Raw genomic sequence first — 18,735 nt, 5'->3', positions numbered from 1 at the left:
ACAGATGATTTTGAGACAAACTCCAAGCGGTCAATTTTGCAAAATTTTTTACAAATTAGACCGCTTGCACACAAATTTACTCGCTTTGCTTTAAGCGAGGCGAACTTAAAAACCTACCCTAGGGGCAAAAAAGTGAAAGACTTAGTGAAGTTTTTAAAAGCACAAACAAAATCAAACGATGATTTCGATGTGATTAAAATTGGCTTAGCATCACCAGATAAGATCCGTTCTTGGTCTTTTGGTGAAGTGAAAAAACCAGAAACCATTAATTACCGCACCTTCAAACCAGAGCGTGATGGTTTATTTTGTGCACGTATTTTCGGGCCAGTAAAAGACTACGAGTGTCTGTGTGGTAAATATAAACGTTTAAAACACCGCGGTGTAATCTGTGAAAAATGTGGTGTTGAAGTGACACAAACTAAAGTACGTCGTGAGCGTATGGGGCATATTGAATTAGCTTGCCCAGTTGCACACATTTGGTTCTTAAAATCACTGCCGTCCCGTATTGGTTTAATTTTAGATATGCCATTGCGTGATATTGAACGTGTGCTTTACTTTGAAAGCTATGTAGTAACTGAGCCAGGAATGACTGATTTAGAAAAAAATCAGCTATTAACCGAAGAGCAGTTTATGGAAGCTGAAGAGCGTTGGGGTGATGAGTTTGAAGCGAAAATGGGTGCAGAAGGTATTCAGGCATTGCTTCGTGACTTAGATTTAGAACACCAATGTGAAATTTTGCGTGAAGAATTACAAGAAACCAATTCAGAAACTAAACGTAAAAAAATTACTAAGCGTTTAAAAACCTTGGAAGCATTCTTACAATCGGGTAACAAGCCAGAATGGATGGTAATGACCGTTCTTCCAGTATTACCGCCAGATTTACGTCCATTAGTACCGCTTGATGGCGGTCGCTTTGCAACCTCTGATTTAAACGATTTATACCGCCGTGTAATTAACCGTAACAACCGTTTAAAACGCTTGTTAGACTTAGTTGCACCAGACATTATCGTACGTAACGAAAAACGTATGTTACAAGAATCTGTGGATGCGTTATTAGACAATGGTCGTCGTGGTCGTGCAATTACGGGTTCTAACAAACGTCCGTTAAAATCACTTGCGGATATGATAAAAGGTAAACAAGGTCGTTTCCGTCAAAACCTATTAGGTAAACGTGTGGATTATTCAGGCCGTTCTGTAATCACCGTAGGTCCATATTTACGCTTACATCAATGTGGTTTACCGAAGAAAATGGCATTGGAGTTATTCCGCCCATTTATCTACTCTAAATTAGAATCTCGTGGCATTGCATCAACTATTAAAGCAGCAAAGAAAATGGTTGAGCGTGAAGAGCCGATTGTATGGGATATTCTTGCAGAAGTTATCCGTGAACATCCAATCCTACTTAACCGTGCACCAACGCTTCACCGTTTAGGTATCCAAGCGTTTGAGCCATTATTGATTGAAGGTAAAGCGATCCAATTACATCCACTTGTTTGTGCAGCATTCAATGCGGACTTCGATGGTGACCAAATGGCGGTACACGTTCCATTAACTCTTGAAGCCCAGTTAGAAGCTCGAGCGTTAATGATGTCTACCAATAACGTACTTTCTCCTGCAAGTGGTGATCCGATCATCGTTCCATCTCAGGACGTTGTACTCGGTCTTTACTATATGACTCGTGAGAAAGTAAACGGCAAAGGTGAAGGAATGTATTTCCTTGACCCACGTGAAGCGGAAAAAGCATACCGCACTGGTCAAGCAGAATTACACTCTCGTGTAAAAGTGCGTGTGACTGAATATGAGAAAAATGAAGCGGGCGAATTTGTTGCTAAAACTGCATTAGTGGATACTACCATCGGTCGTGCAATTTTATGGATGATCGCACCAAAAGGTATGCCATTTAGCTTGTTCAATCAAACTTTAGGTAAAAAAGCGATCTCAAAATTAATTAATGAGAGCTATCGCCGTTTAGGCTTGAAAGAGTCTGTCGTTTTAGCTGACCAGATTATGTACACGGGTTTTTCCTACGCTGCTCGTTCAGGTGTGTCTGTTGGTATTGATGATATGGTTATTCCAGAACAAAAATACTCAATCATTGAGGCGGCTGAAGCAGAGGTTGCAGAAATTCAAGAACAGTTCAATGGCGGTTTAGTTACTGCAGGCGAGCGTTATAACAAAGTAATCGATATTTGGGCAGCAGCAAACGAACGTGTTGCAAAAGCAATGATGGAAAACCTGTCAACGGAAGAGGTGGTTAACCGTGAAGGTAATCAAGAAAAACAAGCATCATTTAACAGCATCTTTATGATGGCAGACTCGGGTGCACGTGGTTCTGCAGCACAGATTCGTCAGTTAGCGGGTATGCGTGGCTTGATGGCACGTCCAGATGGCTCAATTATTGAAACCCCAATCACGGCAAACTTCCGTGAAGGTTTGAACGTTCTTCAGTACTTTATTTCTACCCACGGTGCACGTAAAGGTCTTGCGGATACAGCATTAAAAACAGCGAACTCAGGTTACTTAACCCGCCGTTTAGTAGATGTCGCACAAGATTTAGTGATCATCGAAGATGACTGTGGTACACACGAAGGTATCGTGATGACCCCATTAATTGAGGGTGGAGACGTTAAAGAAGCATTACGCGATCGTGTATTAGGTCGTGTGGTAGCAGAAGATGTATTAAAACCAGGTACAGGTGAAGTATTAATTCCACGTAATACCTTATTAGATGAAAAATGGTGTGATGTGGTTGATCGTGAATCTGTTGATGTGATCAAAGTACGTTCTGTTGTAACCTGTAACACAGACTACGGTGTGTGTGCAAAATGTTACGGTCGTGATTTAGCTCGCGGACACTTAATTAATCAAGGTGAAGCAGTAGGTGTTATTGCGGCACAATCAATTGGTGAACCAGGTACACAGTTAACGATGCGTACGTTCCATATCGGTGGTGCGGCATCTGCGGCAGCGAAAGAATCTAGCATTCAAGTGAAAAATGCAGGTACGATTAAGCTTACCAACGCGAAATTCGTAACTAACAAAGACGGCAAAATCGTATTAACTTCACGTAACACAGAATTAACCGTTATCGACACCTTTGGTCGTACCAAAGAGAACTACAAGGTGCCTTACGGTGCAGTGTTATCGAAAAATGATGGTGCAGAAGTAAATGCAGGTGAAGTAGTAGCAAACTGGGATCCGCATACAATGCCAGTTATCTCAGAGGTATCAGGTCGTATCCAATTTAGCGACATCGTTGATGGCTTAACCGTAACGCGTCAAACTGACGAATTAACTGGTTTATCATCAATCGTAGTACAAGATGTGGGTGAACGTGCAACCGCAGGTAAAGATTTACGTCCAGCACTACGTTTAGTTGATAGCAACGGTAACGATATCTTAATTCCAGGTACAGACGTTCCAGCACAATACTTCTTACCAGGTAAAGCAATCGTAACCTTAGATGACGGTGCAGAAATCGCAGTGGGTGAAGCATTAGCTCGTATTCCACAAGAATCTGTGGGTACGAAAGATATTACTGGTGGTCTTCCACGTGTTGCAGACTTATTTGAAGCACGTAAACCGAAAGATCCAGCGATCTTGGCGGAAATTTCAGGTATCGTCTCATTTGGTAAAGAAACCAAAGGTAAACGCCGCTTGGTAATTACCCCAGCTGAAGGCGAAGCGTTTGAAGAAATGATTCCAAAATGGCGTCAATTAAACGTATTCGAAGGCGAAATGGTACAACGTGGTGATGTAATCTCTGATGGTGCAGAAACTCCACACGATATCTTACGCTTACGTGGCGTACACGCAGTAACAGACTATATTGTAAACGAAGTACAAGAAGTTTACCGCTTACAAGGGGTAAAAATTAACGATAAACACATCGAAGTTATCGTTCGCCAAATGTTGCGTAAAGCAACCATTACGAATGCTTACGACTCTGAATTCCTAGACGGAGAGCAAGTTGAAGTCGCTCGTGTGAAAATTGCTAACCGCAAACGTGAAGCTGAAGGCAAACCACTTGTTGAATTTGAACGTGAATTGCTTGGTATTACCAAAGCATCTCTTGCAACGGAAAGCTTCATTTCTGCGGCATCGTTCCAAGAAACCACTCGTGTGCTTACCGAAGCAGCAGTGGCAGGTAAACAAGATGAGTTACGTGGCTTAAAAGAAAACGTAATTGTTGGTCGCTTAATCCCAGCAGGTACTGGTTTTGCTTACCACCAAGCTCGTGTGAAAAAACGTGCACAACTTGAAGCAGGCATCGCAGTAGCTCCTGAATACGAAGCTCCAGCTGCAAAAGAAAACTCATTTGTTACTGACGCAGACATCGAAGCCGAATTTGAATTTATTGCAGATGACGCAACCCAAAGTTTAGCTGCGTTGTTAAATGCGGGTGAGGAAGAGTAATTCGTAGCGTATAGATAAAAAGCCCCCAGAACGAATGATCTGGGGGCTTTTTGTTTATTATATGATTTCTATTGGAGTTAAAATAACATCATATCCATCATTCCTTATATTATTTATAGTATTAAATAAACTTATCTTCGAGAAAGAACTCATATTAAGAGGAAAACCACTAATTTTATTAGATTCTATTGCAATAGCAATTACAACAGTTTTCTTTGTTTCTTCTGAAATAGTGAAGGCTCTTGTACATTTTTCTCTAAATTCTTTTGAGTTTGCATATAAAGTAGATGCTATATATGCTTGTGAAAATAGGTATGAGGATTTTGCTCCCCAGACATTTTTAATGTGAATAAAACGATGTTTACTATGATCATAAAGGTCGGCAAGTTCAATTTTTGACTTTTCATCAGTCTTAATTAAATTTCGATCAAGTAATAAGAAACCTTTCTGTTTAGAAACCTCATCATTATATATCTGTTCAGCATAAGTTTTTCTATCCTCATTTTTTTCTATGGAAATAATTTTGTTTTTTATGTCATCAGCATTCCATTTTGGTAGATAATCATTTTCAATGGTAATATTTCTTATTTTATCATCTATAAAAGAAATGATATTATCTAAAATATTAAACCATTTGCCATCTAATTTCACGTAATGTTGATTATTTAAAGAAGCTTCGCAAACAATAAGCCTTTCTAGTGAGTTATTGTGATAAAAATCTTTTTCTCCCTCAGTTGTTATTCCCATAATATGTATATTTAATAGTTCTTTAAGAGATAGATTCATTTGAAAATTTTCTTGAATACGGACTTTGATTTCATCTATATCAAGCTCCTTTATTTCGAATTTATTATTTTTAATAGATAATTCATATTCAGAATAATCAAATCGTTTGAATGGATCTGGTAAGTCTAAGTACAAGGTAGAGTGGCTGCTATTGATATTTTTATAGAACTTATATAGTTTCCTATAACACAATTTAAATTTAACTTGTGTATTAATTCCTTATTTTTAACTTGTTTATACGATTTTGGCATCTTAATTTTTTCTTCTTGTCCTAGAATTTTATTAATTTCATCAAGCACCTTCTCTATATTTCTAATATCTTTTTCTGTGCGGAGAACAATGGAGGATTTACCTTGCACTACAAAGTGTTTTCCTGAGAATTCCCCTTTTCCTGATATACTTTTTAATATTTTATTATAGTTTTCATTGTCGAAGTTAGGGTTATAATTCGCTACACTTCTTTGTATTTGCCTTGTTTGGCTCTTTATAGAAAACTGATGGATAGAAGAAATAGATAAATTATCTATTAATCGCAAGGCAACATCTAATCCAAATTCATCTTCAATATACTCTTGAATAATCTTAAACCCATATCCCCCAGTAAGGGCATAAAGGTTATTTTTATAGTTTATTAGATAGATAAAACTATTTGAATAATTCTCGAATGATATTCCAGGTGCTAACGGTGTTATAAAATTACTCCATTCAGGAGTGCTTCTTTTATTTTTTTGTATAAATAAACTACTTTTTTCGTCTGAGAAAATCTTTTCGTATTCATTTATAGAAGAGAAATTATCGAGAGTAAAATGTGATCTTAATTTAAAGATATTTATACGATTTGTTTTAGTTCTAGCCATAATAATCTATCCTTTAAATATAGGTATATATACCTAAATTTACTAACCTAACTTGCTTCTGATAATACAAGAATTAGCACTTGTACCATCTGATAAATGGTATCTTTAATACAAGCGGTTAAATTCCCTCAAAAATCTGCAAATTTCCCTCAACAAACGCTTGTGTTTGAACGTTGGCTTTGCCAACGGCTCCGAAGGAGCGAGCGTAGCGAGTAAATCCAACCGCTTGTACCTTCACTATAACTCCCCAAACGCCTTATCCGCCGCTTCCAACGTGCGAGCAATATCTTCATCACTGTGAGCTAAAGACATAAACCCTGCCTCGAATGCTGATGGAGCTAAATAGACGCCCTGTTCTAACATTAAGTGGAAGAAACGGTTGAATTTAGCCGCGTCGCATTTCATTACTTCTTGGAAGTTGGTTACTGCTTTTTGTTCGGTGAAGAATAAGCCGAACATTCCGCCAACGTATTGTACGGTAAGTGGTACGTGATGTTTATCAGCAAGGGTTTTAAAGCCTTCCGCGAGCGTTTTGGTTTTTTTCGCTAAAATGGTTTCATTGCCTGCTTTTGATAATTCCGTTAAGCACGCTAAGCCTGCTGCCATTGCAATTGGGTTGCCAGAAAGTGTGCCAGCTTGGTAAACAGGGCCAGTTGGGGCAATGTGTTCCATAATCTCTTTTTTACCACCAAATGCACCCACCGGCATACCACCGCCAATAATTTTACCGAGTGTGGTTAAATCAGGTGTAACGCCGTAGTAAGATTGAGCCCCACCAAGTGCGACACGAAAGCCAGTCATCACTTCATCAATAATAAAGACCGCTCCATATTGCGTGCAAAGTTCACGCAAGCCTTGTAAAAAGCCCTCTTGTGGAGGAATACAGTTCATATTGCCTGCAACAGGTTCAACAATTAAGCAAGCTATGTCATTTGGATATTGTTCAAATGCTGCTTTTACTGAATCTAAATCATTGTAAGTACAGGTAAGTGTGTGCTTAGCGAAATCTGCTGGCACGCCTGGCCCACTTGGCTGGCCAAGTGTTAAAGCTCCAGAACCTGCTTTTACTAATAGTGAATCTGAATGCCCGTGATAGCAACCTTCAAATTTGATAATCTTATCTCGCCCTGTGTAGCCACGAGCTAAGCGAATGGCAGACATTGTTGCTTCTGTACCAGAGCTTACCATTCTCACCATTTCAATAGATGGCACTAATTTGCAGACTAATTCCGCAAGGGTGATTTCAGCAGCCGTTGGGGCTCCAAAGCTCAAGCCATTTGGCACTGCTTTTAATACCGCATCAATAATCGCTGGGTGGTTATGCCCCAATACCATCGGGCCCCAAGAGCCAACGTAGTCAATATATTGCTTGTCGTCGCTGTCGATAATATACGCACCTGTTGCTTTCTTAATAAAAATAGGCGTACCCCCTACTCCTTTGAAAGCGCGAACAGGAGAGTTTACACCGCCTGGAATCACTTTTTGGGCTTGTTCAAACAGTTTTTCTGACATTGACATAATAATTCCTTTTCAGTTGTAAAAAATTAGCCTCTATTGTACTGAAAAGCCCCTATTTTCGCTAAAAAATTTTGTGACTTTGTTGCCTTATGCTATGCTTCTTACCTAATTTTGGACTGATTTTTTTGAGGTAATCCCACTATGTGGCTTACTTTTTTAACAGTATTTATTGTCTCTTTTCTAGCCTTAATCGTAATGCGACCAGTGGCGAAATTTGTAAATTTGGTAGATAAACCTAATTTCCGCAAACGTCATCAAGGTTTGATCCCATTAATTGGCGGCATCGCTTTATTTATTGGGAATCTCACGTTTTATTTTATGCAATGGCAAGATATGCGACTACCTGGGCTTTATCTCACTGCGGTGACGATTTTGCTGATTATCGGTGTGCTAGATGACAGATTTGACATAAGCCCACTTCTACGAGCAGGTATTCAGGCTGGATTAGCTGGAGCGATGATTTACAATGGCTTATCATTAAATAGTTTAGGTCAGATTATTGCTCCATTTAGTATTGAGTTAGGCTGGCTAGGCATTGTGTTTACTATCTTCGTCACGATTGGCGTGATTAATGCCTTTAATATGGTAGATGGGATTGATGGCTTATTGGCAGGGCTCTCGAGCGTTAGTTTTGCTGGGCTTGGCACATTGATGTTTATTAAAGATGAGCCTGCTTTAGGCTATTGGTGTTTTGCCCTTATATTTGTTTTATTGCCTTATGCAATGTTTAATTTAAGCCTGTTTGGTACAAAATGGAAAGTGTTTATGGGCGACTCTGGTAGTATGCTAATTGGTTTTACCATTATTTGGATTTTGCTATTAAGTACGCAAGGTCAGGGCTCGCCAATTAGCCCGATTACAGGTTTATGGCTGATTGCTGTGCCGTTAATTGATATGGTGGCGGTTATTATTCGTCGTTTGAAAAAAGGTAAAAGTCCGTTCAAACCTGACCGCTTGCACTTACATCATTTAATGATGCGGGCAGGTTTGAGCTCTCGCCAAGCATTGTTAGTTATTGTACTTTGGGCGGGTTTCTGTTCAACTATTGGTGTATTAGGTGAGATTTATTACTGGAACCAATGGGTAATGATGCTGATGTTTATCGGCTTATTCTTCTTATATGTGTATTCCGTTACCCACGCTTGGCGTATTACCCGTTTTGTCCGTCGTTTAAAACGTCGTGCAAAACGAAGTAAACAAAGCAACTTTAATAATAGTAAATGAGTTGGCTAACGATTGTTTGTCTGGCTTATAATATTGGTGATTTGCGGAAAGTGCTGCGGTGGAATGAATGGCTGAGATTTGAAGTTCTCAGCCATTTTTTATCAATTATGCGTAATAAAGTTCAAACTCTACAGGATGTGGAATTGAGTTTACACGCTCAACTTCTTTACGACGAATACCGATATAAGCGTCAATGAAGTCTTTGCTAAATACGCCACCTTGTGTTAAAAATTCAAAATCGTTGCTTAACGCATTAAGGGCATCATCTAAAGAAGACGCAACAGTTGGGATATCTTTTAACTCTTCTGGCGGCAAGTCGTATAAGTTTTTATCCATTGCATCGCCTGGGTGGATTTTATTAATTACGCCATCAAGACCAGCCATTAATAACGCTGCAAAGCAAATATAAGGGTTTGCCATTGGGTCTGGGAAGCGAGCTTCCACACGGGTAGCTTTCGGGCTAGTGACTGCTGGAATACGAATTGATGCCGAGCGATTACTTGCTGAATAGGCTAACAATACAGGAGCTTCAAAGCCTGGCACTAAACGTTTATATGAGTTTGTAGTTGGGTTAGTAAAAGCATTTAATGCTTTAGCATGTTTTATGATACCACCAATATAATAAAGAGCAGTTTCAGATAAACCTGCATATTTATCACCCATAAAGACATTTTGACCATTTTTGCTTAATGACATATTACAGTGCATTCCAGAACCATTATCGCCAGCGATTGGCTTTGGCATAAAGCAAGCGGTTTTTCCGTGTTCAATAGCTACGTTTTGCACAATGTATTTATAGATTTGAGTTTCATCTGCTTTTAACGTTAAGCTATTGAAGCGTGTTGCGATCTCATTTTGACCTGCAGTCGCAACCTCATGGTGGTGAGCTTCAATCACTAAGCCCATCTTTTCCATTAACAAACACATTTCAGAACGGATATCGTGAGCGGAATCAATCGGGGTAACTGCACAATAACCGCCTTTTTTTAACGGACGATAACCATTATTACCATTTTCAAATTTACGATTAGTATTCCAAGCTGCCTCTACATCATCAATTTTATATGAAACATTGTTCATTTCAGTGCTGAAACGAACATCATCGAATAAGAAAAACTCTGGCTCAGGCCCGAACATTACGTTATCGGCAACACCAGTTGATTTTAAATAATTCTCGGCACGAATTGCGATAGAACGAGGGTCACGATCGTAAGACTGCATTGTGTTAGGTTCAAAGATTGAACAACGGATAGTGAGGGTAGGAATACGAGCGAAAGGATCAACTACAGCAGTTTCAGCAATTGGGATTAAAAGCATATCAGCTTTATTAATTGCCTTCCAGCCTTCAACGGATGAGCCGTCGAACATTTTACCTTCCTCAAAAAAGTCTTCAAGATCATTTGCAACTAAACTAACTGGCAGCGACACACCATGTTCTTTACCTTTAATATCAGTAAATTTTAATAAGACAAATTTGATATCATTATCTTGAATCAACTTAGATACGTTATCGATTGCGTTTGACATAGTAAAATAAGTCCTTGTCGAGAAAAATTAGGGGAATCATACATAAGAAAAAACTTGGCTATCATAGCATTTTTAATAGAGTTTACACAAAAGAAGTTTGAGTAATATTGAAAATTGTTGTCAAAATCCAACTGTTAATCTTTTTTAAATTTTAGAGTAATGAAATTACTATTTAGCTAAGTAAAATGAGTGCTACACTTATCGATTAGGTATAATAAAAGCAGAATACAAGCGGTTATTTTTAGTGATATTTTTGCTATTTTATAAACATTTTGAATAAAATAAATCCAAACAATAGATTTTTTATGTTTTTTTGAAAAAAAATCTAGACAAGGCAGTTGGAAGTCTATAATATACGCCTCCGTTGCGACGCATTAGCTGAAATCAAAGCGTTCGTAGCTCAGTTGGATAGAGCGTTGGCCTCCGGAGCCAAAGGTCGCAAGTTCGAATCTTGTCGAGCGCGCCAGAGTCAATGTGGTACTATCAACATAATGGTGGCTATAGCTCAGTTGGTAGAGCCCTGGATTGTGATTCCAGTTGTCGTGGGTTCGAATCCCATTAGCCACCCCATTTAATTAATACTCTTTGAGTAACTGACGGCGAGTAGCGCAGCTTGGTAGCGCAACTGGTTTGGGACCAGTGGGTCGTAGGTTCAAATCCTATCTCGCCGACCAATTTTTTGTTCTTTAACAATTTATCAGACAATCTGTGTGGGCACTTGTTGATAGACTTGATTTAAAACTATTTTTATTTTTTAAAACTTGAAGTCTTAATAGGTGCTAACTAGAAATTCATTTAACTTTTTTAAGTTTTCTTATTAAAGTATTAAAGAGTGATTTTATGTCAGCAGTATTGAGCGATTAAACTTTTAATTGAAGAGTTTGATCATGGCTCAGATTGAACGCTGGCGGCAGGCTTAACACATGCAAGTCGAACGGTAGCAGGTTAGTACTTGTACTAATGCTGACGAGTGGCGGACGGGTGAGTAATGCTTGGGAATCTGGCTTATGGAGGGGGATAACGACTGGAAACGGTCGCTAATACCGCGTAATCTCTAAGGAGGAAAGGGTGGGACTTTCGGGCCACCTGCCATAAGATGAGCCCAAGTGAGATTAGGTAGTTGGTGAGGTAATGGCTCACCAAGCCGTCGATCTCTAGCTGGTCTGAGAGGATGACCAGCCACACTGGAACTGAGACACGGTCCAGACTCCTACGGGAGGCAGCAGTGGGGAATATTGCACAATGGGGGGAACCCTGATGCAGCCATGCCGCGTGAATGAAGAAGGCCTTCGGGTTGTAAAGTTCTTTCGGTCGCGAGGAAGGCGTTGATTTTAATAGAATCGGCGATTGACGTTAACGACAGAAGAAGCACCGGCTAACTCCGTGCCAGCAGCCGCGGTAATACGGGGGGTGCAAGCGTTAATCGGAATAACTGGGCGTAAAGGGCACGCAGGCGGACTTTTAAGTGAGATGTGAAAGCCCCGGGCTTAACCTGGGAATTGCATTTCAGACTGGGGGTCTAGAGTACTTTAGGGAGGGGTAGAATTCCACGTGTAGCGGTGAAATGCGTAGAGATGTGGAGGAATACCGAAGGCGAAGGCAGCCCCTTGGGAATGTACTGACGCTCATGTGCGAAAGCGTGGGGAGCAAACAGGATTAGATACCCTGGTAGTCCACGCTGTAAACGCTGTCGATTTGGGGATTGGGCTTTAAGCTTGGTGCCCGTAGCTAACGTGATAAATCGACCGCCTGGGGAGTACGGCCGCAAGGTTAAAACTCAAATGAATTGACGGGGGCCCGCACAAGCGGTGGAGCATGTGGTTTAATTCGATGCAACGCGAAGAACCTTACCTACTCTTGACATCCAGAGAATCCTGTAGAGATATGGGAGTGCCTTCGGGAGCTCTGAGACAGGTGCTGCATGGCTGTCGTCAGCTCGTGTTGTGAAATGTTGGGTTAAGTCCCGCAACGAGCGCAACCCTTATCCTTTGTTGCCAGCACGTTATGGTGGGAACTCAAAGGAGACTGCCGGTGATAAACCGGAGGAAGGTGGGGATGACGTCAAGTCATCATGGCCCTTACGAGTAGGGCTACACACGTGCTACAATGGCGTATACAGAGGGCGGCGAGCCAGCGATGGTGAGCGAATCTCACAAAGTACGTCTAAGTCCGGATTGGAGTCTGCAACTCGACTCCATGAAGTCGGAATCGCTAGTAATCGCAAATCAGAATGTTGCGGTGAATACGTTCCCGGGCCTTGTACACACCGCCCGTCACACCATGGGAGTGGGTTGTACCAGAAGTAGATAGCTTAACCGCAAGGGGGGCGTTTACCACGGTATGATTCATGACTGGGGTGAAGTCGTAACAAGGTAACCGTAGGGGAACCTGCGGTTGGATCACCTCCTTACCAAAAAAATCAAGCGCGAAGCTAGGCGAGAGTTTAGCGTCGCGACGACAGCAAGTGTTCACACAGATTGTTTGATAGAGTAGACAGGACAGAGATGAATGAAAGTTAGGCATTCAAGCGGTTAAAATCTTGCAGAAATTTGCAAAATCGCTAAAATACTTAACGCTCAACTGGCAAAAGGAAAGCATCTTTAAATGATGTCCCCATCGTCTAGAGGCCTAGGACATCGCCCTTTCACGGCGGTAACCGGGGTTCGAATCCCCGTGGGGACGCCATTTAAAGATGATTTTTATTGTCTTAATGTTCTTTAAAAATTTAGAAACAAGCTGAAAAACTGAGAGATTTTCGAAAGAAAGTCTGAGTATGTAATAAAATCTTAGCTGAACAAAAGCAGCTAAGTGTTTAGTTTAAAACAGACTTTAAATGTGTTGTTATGTTGTTTTTTCTTTCCTTTTGATTGAAATACAAAAACAAAAACATTTGAGGTTGTATAGTTAAGTGACTAAGCGCACAAGGTGGATGCCTTGGCAATCAGAGGCGATGAAGGACGTGCTAATCTGCGAAAAGCTTGGATGAGTCGATAAGAGGCGTTTAATCCAAGATGTCCGAATGGGGAAACCCAGTAGATGAAGAATCTACTATCACTTGCTGAATACATAGGCAAGTGAAGCAAACCGGGAGAACTGAAACATCTAAGTACCCCGAGGAAAAGAAATCAACCGAGATTTCGTTAGTAGCGGCGAGCGAACGCGAAAGAGCCAGTGAGTAATAGCGGATTTATTAGAGGAATGAGCTGGGAAGCTCAATCATAGAGGGTGATAATCCCGTACTCGAAAATATTTCCGTGGTACTAAGCTCACAACAAGTAGGGCGGGACACGTGATATCCTGTTTGAAGATGGGGGGACCATCCTCCAAGGCTAAATACTCCTGATTGACCGATAGTGAACCAGTACTGTGAAGGAAAGGCGAAAAGAACCCCGGCGAGGGGAGTGAAATAGAACCTGAAACCTTGTGCGTACAAGCAGTGGGAGCAGATTTATTCTGTGACTGCGTACCTTTTGTATAATGGGTCAGCGACTTATATTTTGTAGCAAGGTTAACTGAATAAGGGAGCCGTAGGGAAACCGAGTCTTAACTGGGCGTATAGTTGCAAGGTATAGACCCGAAACCCGGTGATCTAGCCATGGGCAGGTTGAAGGTTGGGTAACACTAACTGGAGGACCGAACCGACTAATGTTGAAAAATTAGCGGATGACTTGTGGCTGGGGGTGAAAGGCCAATCAAACCGGGAGATAGCTGGTTCTCCCCGAAATCTATTTAGGTAGAGCCTTATGTGAATACCTTCGGGGGTAGAGCACTGTTTCGGCTAGGGGTCCATCCCGGATTACCAACCCGATGCAAACTGCGAATACCGAAGAGTAATGCATAGGAGACACACGGTGGGTGCTAACGTTCATCGTGGAGAGGGAAACAACCCAGACCGCCAGCTAAGGTCCCCAAGTACTAGTTAAGTGGGAAACGAAGTGGGAAGGCTTAGACAGCTAGGATGTTGGCTTAGAAGCAGCCATCATTTAAAGAAAGCGTAATAGCTCACTAGTCGAGTCGGCCTGCGCGGAAGATGTAACGGGGCTAAAACTAGTCACCGAAGCTGCGGCATCAATGGAAACATTGTTGGGTAGGGGAGCGTTCTGTAAGCGGAAGAAGGTGAGTCGAGAGGCTTGCTGGACGTATCAGAAGTGCGAATGCTGACATAAGTAACGATAAAACGAGTGAAAAACTCGTTCGCCGGAAGACCAAGGGTTCCTGTCCAACGTTAATCGGGGCAGGGTGAGTCGGCCCCTAAGGCGAGGCTGAAAAGCGTAGTCGATGGGAAACGGGTTAATATTCCCGTACTTGGTGTAATTGCGATGTGGGGACGGAGAAGGTTAGGTTATCAGGGTGTTGGATTACCCTGTTTAAGCTGGTAGTTGGGAAGATTAGGCAAATCCGGTCTTCTATTAACAACGAGAAGTGATGACGAGACTCTACGGAGTTGAAGTAACCGATACCACGCTTCCAGGAAAAGCCACTAAGCGTCAGATTACACTAAACCGTACTATAAACCGACACAGGTGGTCAGGTAGAGAATACTCAGGCGCTTGAGAGAACTCGGGTGAAGGAACTAGGCAAAATAGCACCGTAACTTCGGGAGAAGGTGCGCCGGCGTAGATTGTAATCCCTCGCGGATGAAGGTTGAACCGGTCGAAGATACCAGCTGGCTGCAACTGTTTATTAAAAACACAGCACTCTGCAAACACGAAAGTGGACGTATAGGGTGTGATGCCTGCCCGGTGCTGGAAGGTTAATTGATGGTGTTATCGAAAGAGAAGCTCCTGATCGAAGCCCCAGTAAACGGCGGCCGTAACTATAACGGTCCTAAGGTAGCGAAATTCCTTGTCGGGTAAGTTCCGACCTGCACGAATGGCATAATGATGGCCAGGCTGTCTCCACCCGAGACTCAGTGAAATTGAAATCGCCGTGAAGATGCGGTGTACCCGCGGCTAGACGGAAAGACCCCGTGAACCTTTACTATAGCTTGACACTGAACATTGAATTTTGATGTGTAGGATAGGTGGGAGCCTTTGAAGATGACACGCTAGTGTTGTTGGAGGCGTCCTTGAAATACCACCCTTTAACGTTTGATGTTCTAACGAAGTACTCGGAACGAGTACTCGGACAGTGTCTGGTGGGTAGTTTGACTGGGGCGGTCTCCTCCCAAAGAGTAACGGAGGAGCACGAAGGTTTGCTAATGACGGTCGGACATCGTCAGGTTAGTGCAATGGTAGAAGCAAGCTTAACTGCGAGACAGACAAGTCGAGCAGGTGCGAAAGCAGGTCATAGTGATCCGGTGGTTCTGAATGGAAGGGCCATCGCTCAACGGATAAAAGGTACTCCGGGGATAACAGGCTGATACCGCCCAAGAGTTCATATCGACGGCGGTGTTTGGCACCTCGATGTCGGCTCATCACATCCTGGGGCTGAAGTAGGTCCCAAGGGTATGGCTGTTCGCCATTTAAAGTGGTACGCGAGCTGGGTTTAGAACGTCGTGAGACAGTTCGGTCCCTATCTGCCGTGGGCGTTGGAGAATTGGTTGGGGCTGCTCCTAGTACGAGAGGACCGGAGTGGACGCACCGCTGGTGTTTCGGTTGTGTCGCCAGACGCATTGCCGAGTAGCTACGTGCGGAAGAGATAAGTGCTGAAAGCATCTAAGCACGAAACTTGCCAAGAGATGAGTTCTCCCAGTCTATAAGACTGTAAGGGTTGTTGGAGACTACGACGTAGATAGGCACAATGTGTAAGCGTAGCGATACGTTGAGCTAATGTGTACTAATTGCCCGAGAGGCTTAACTATACAACGCTCAAGTGTTTTTATAGAAAAAATAAGAAAGCACGAAGCGAAGTAACGTAAAGTAAAGACTAAACAAACAAGACAGACAAACAAATAAACTCAGAAAATAAATAAATAAACTCAGAATCAACAGCTTGTTTTTAGATTAAAGAACAAAAAATAGAAAGACAGAAAATCAACAAGATTTTCCCGACGACAATAGTGCTGTGGTTCTACCTGATTCCATACCGAACTCAGAAGTAAAACGCAGTGACGCCGATGGTAGTGTGGTGATTCGCCATGTGAGAGTAGGGCATCGTCGGGGCTTATTTTAAATCTCAAACAAAGCAAAAACCTCAAGCTTAGTGATAGGCTTGAGGTTTTTGCTTTTTCATTTTTAAAAAAGCAAAAAAGCAAAAAAGCAAAAAAGCTAAAATGGCAAAAAATATAAGTAAAATGACCGCTTGTACTTGTAGAATACTTGCGGTCTGGGTGTGTGAGATTGAAATAGCAGACAAATTATATAAACCGAGTTCCTTGTTTTTTAACTTCTAAAATAGACGCATAATCGGCTTTCCAATCTCCTAATACAATACGGGTAAAATGATTGTGATTATGGATCGCTTGGCGATGTGTATGTCCGTGTATAAGTTGTTCTACTTTAAATTTTGTTACAATTTGAGCCGTAAATTCAGTGTTTACGTCCATAATTTCGGCAGATTTACCACGCTTTTCTTGCTTACTTTTGGCACGAATTTTCTCCGCAATCCGAATTCGCCAAGAAAGTGGAAACATCAAAAAGATAGCTTGTCGCCATTTTTGATGGACTTTTTTACGGAATTGTTGATATTTCTTATCATCAGTACAAAGTGTGTCGCCGTGACAAAGTAATGTGGGCGTGCCAAATAAATTAATAATATGATAATCAGGCAAAAGAGCCATTCCTGTTTGCTGACTAAAACGTTTACCAATTAAGAAATCACGGTTTCCGCAAATAAAATAGCATTTTGTACCGCTTGTAGTAAGGGTTTTTATTGCATTTTTCACGTTTGAAATAAGTTCAGACTCTTCATCATCGCCAATCCAGAAATCAAATAGATCGCCTAATATATAAACTGCTTGTGCAAGCGGTGCTTTTTCTTGCATAAATTGCAAAAAAAGTCTGGTTATTTCAGGTTGATTTTCGTTTAAGTGGAGATCTGCAATAAAATAGTATGTCATTTTGATATTGGTGATAAAAAGAAAACGGTTCAATTTTTTACAAAATCGAACCGTTTGTCAAAGGTTTAATTAGCATTAATCTTTGAAGATGCCTCGAATAAATTGCACGGAGAGGAAGAATAAGAAAGCTAATACCGCATAGAGTACATAGCTCATAATTGGTTTGCTTATAGTTTCCGCTTCGGGTAGTGGTTTAATAGACACAATATTTCTGAACTCATTTAGCCAGTTAATACGCCAGCCGTAATATTTAATTTGAACCCGTTGTTTTTCGTTAGCATAAGCTTGTGCTTTTGCTTGAATATCGGCGGAATCAAATTTGAAGTAAGGTGGTAAACTCCAACCAGTATCTTCGTTACGATATACCATTACTTTTTTGGTGTTAGGATCTTCAGTAAATAGGAAATAAACATCACGTATTTGACCATCAGCAGGATTAGACTTGCTAATTATACCGTCTTTATCCATACGGCGGACTTCCATTCCTGTTACTAATGTTTCTTCGTAGCTTGGCATTGCGTAATTGATTGCGCCGCCTAGCACAATAAAAAGGGCAAGGGAGACTAAAAATAGAAAATATTTAAGTATTGTTCTCATATTTTGTTCCTTATAATTGGATGTTAAACAATTTTTGCACATTTTCAGTTGTAATGCGAGCTAATTCTTCTGTTGAAACCCCTTTTAATGTCGCAACATATTCACAAGTTTCTCTCACATAAGCGGGCTGATTTGGCTTTCCTCGATAAGGAATGGGTGCTAAATAAGGTGAATCGGTTTCAATCAATAAGCGATCTAGTGGGATTTTTCGCACTACATCTCGTAATTCTTCGGCATTACGGAAAGTTATAATGCCTGAAATTGAAATATAAAAACCAATCTCTAATGCACGCTTTGCCATAGTCCAATCTTCCGTAAAACAGTGCAACACACCCCCGCATTTTTCCGCTCCGTTTTGTTCTAGCATATTCATTGTATCTTCACGCGCTGAACGTGTGTGGATAATAAGCGGTTTATTGAGCTTATTTGCAATCTCAATTTGTTGCACAAAAAGTGATTGTTGCAATGTTTTAGTTTCTGGTGTGTAGTGATAATCTAAACCAGTTTCGCCAATGGCAACCACTTTTGGATCTTGAGCAAATTGAAATAGTTTATCGTAATCAAATGGCTCATCTTCTACATTCAATGGGTGAACGCCACAAGAAAGAGAAACATCGTTACGATGAGCGGTTAGATTTTTCATTGCCTCAAAACGTCCAATAGTAGTGCAAACTGAAAGAAAATGATGTACACCACGTGCTTTCGCATTTTGAATCACTTCATCCACATTTTTGTGTCGGTTTTCGTAGTCTAAAGAGTCTAAATGACAGTGTGAGTCGATAATAAATAAGTCTTTCATTTGTTCCTTTT

The 18,735-nt window shown here is 41.2% G+C and carries 9 protein-coding genes, 4 tRNA genes and 3 rRNA genes; 9 read left to right on the top strand and 7 right to left on the bottom strand.

Annotated features, from left to right (window positions below):
- The first annotated feature begins 132 nt into the window (after nt 1-132).
- Nucleotides 133-4,416, top strand: coding sequence for a DNA-directed RNA polymerase subunit beta' (gene rpoC / locus GM698_RS04245; RefSeq protein ID WP_209289782.1), 4,284 nt, complete (start codon nt 133-135; stop codon nt 4,414-4,416).
- A gap of 57 nt (nt 4,417-4,473) precedes the next feature.
- Here the strand turns inward: rpoC and GM698_RS10675 are convergent, their stop codons facing one another.
- The 3 genes from GM698_RS10675 to hemL all read right to left on the bottom strand — a co-directional run bounded on the left by GM698_RS10675 (nt 4,474) and on the right by hemL (nt 7,577).
- A complete protein-coding gene (locus tag GM698_RS10675) occupies nt 4,474-5,337 on the bottom strand; it encodes a DUF6119 family protein (protein WP_209289705.1) in 864 nt (287 codons plus the stop codon).
- Complete coding sequence (locus GM698_RS10670; RefSeq protein WP_209289704.1) at nt 5,328-6,059, bottom strand: TIGR04141 family sporadically distributed protein; 732 nt, start codon at nt 6,057-6,059, stop codon at nt 5,328-5,330. The genes GM698_RS10675 and GM698_RS10670 overlap by 10 nt, the downstream gene beginning before the upstream one ends.
- A gap of 237 nt (nt 6,060-6,296) precedes the next feature.
- A complete protein-coding gene (gene hemL, locus GM698_RS04230) occupies nt 6,297-7,577 on the bottom strand; it encodes a glutamate-1-semialdehyde 2,1-aminomutase (RefSeq protein ID WP_209289703.1) in 1,281 nt (426 codons plus the stop codon).
- A 141-nt stretch (nt 7,578-7,718) separates the two neighbouring features.
- Here hemL and wecA point away from each other — a divergent pair, with 141 nt between their 5' ends.
- Entirely contained in the window at nt 7,719-8,801 is a 1,083-nt protein-coding gene (wecA, locus tag GM698_RS04225; RefSeq protein ID WP_159628950.1) for a UDP-N-acetylglucosamine--undecaprenyl-phosphate N-acetylglucosaminephosphotransferase, read from the top strand.
- A 105-nt stretch (nt 8,802-8,906) separates the two neighbouring features.
- On the opposite strand, the gene glnA is transcribed toward wecA, so the two are convergent.
- Complete coding sequence (gene glnA / locus GM698_RS04220; RefSeq protein WP_159628951.1) at nt 8,907-10,328, bottom strand: type I glutamate--ammonia ligase; 1,422 nt, start codon at nt 10,326-10,328, stop codon at nt 8,907-8,909.
- Between the two features lie 389 nt (nt 10,329-10,717).
- Between glnA and GM698_RS04215 the strand changes: the two genes are divergently transcribed.
- The 7 genes from GM698_RS04215 to rrf all read left to right on the top strand — a co-directional run bounded on the left by GM698_RS04215 (nt 10,718) and on the right by rrf (nt 16,432).
- Nucleotides 10,718-10,794: transfer RNA gene (locus GM698_RS04215), tRNA-Arg, on the top strand.
- A 28-nt stretch (nt 10,795-10,822) separates the two neighbouring features.
- A tRNA-His gene (locus GM698_RS04210) sits at nt 10,823-10,898 on the top strand.
- Nucleotides 10,899-10,925: 27 nt separating this feature from the next.
- A tRNA-Pro gene (locus GM698_RS04205) sits at nt 10,926-11,002 on the top strand.
- Between the two features lie 195 nt (nt 11,003-11,197).
- A 16S ribosomal RNA gene (locus tag GM698_RS04200) occupies nt 11,198-12,738 on the top strand.
- Nucleotides 12,739-12,937: 199 nt separating this feature from the next.
- Nucleotides 12,938-13,013: transfer RNA gene (locus tag GM698_RS04195), tRNA-Glu, on the top strand.
- Nucleotides 13,014-13,230: 217 nt separating this feature from the next.
- A 23S ribosomal RNA gene (locus GM698_RS04190) occupies nt 13,231-16,131 on the top strand.
- Nucleotides 16,132-16,316: 185 nt separating this feature from the next.
- Nucleotides 16,317-16,432, top strand: a 5S ribosomal RNA gene (gene rrf, locus GM698_RS04185).
- Together the 16S, 23S and 5S rRNA genes with 4 tRNA genes alongside form the textbook arrangement of a ribosomal RNA operon.
- Before the next feature lie 194 nt (nt 16,433-16,626).
- Here rrf and lpxH read toward each other — a convergent pair.
- The 3 genes from lpxH to GM698_RS04170 all read right to left on the bottom strand — a co-directional run bounded on the left by lpxH (nt 16,627) and on the right by GM698_RS04170 (nt 18,724).
- A complete protein-coding gene (lpxH, locus tag GM698_RS04180; protein WP_176807661.1) occupies nt 16,627-17,328 on the bottom strand; it encodes a UDP-2,3-diacylglucosamine diphosphatase in 702 nt (233 codons plus the stop codon).
- Nucleotides 17,329-17,403: 75 nt separating this feature from the next.
- On the bottom strand, nt 17,404-17,925 hold the full coding sequence (locus GM698_RS04175) for a DUF1523 family protein (RefSeq protein WP_176812137.1): 522 nt from the start codon (nt 17,923-17,925) through the stop codon (nt 17,404-17,406).
- 10 nt (nt 17,926-17,935) lie between these two features.
- Entirely contained in the window at nt 17,936-18,724 is a 789-nt protein-coding gene (locus tag GM698_RS04170) for a TatD family hydrolase (protein ID WP_176812138.1), read from the bottom strand.
- Nucleotides 18,725-18,735: the final 11 nt, after the last annotated feature.

The organism is Mannheimia sp. ZY171111 (assembly GCF_017750945.1).
GTDB classification, from domain to species: Bacteria; Pseudomonadota; Gammaproteobacteria; order Enterobacterales; family Pasteurellaceae; genus Mannheimia; species Mannheimia pernigra.
This window is presented reverse-complemented; position numbering and strand designations above follow the sequence as displayed.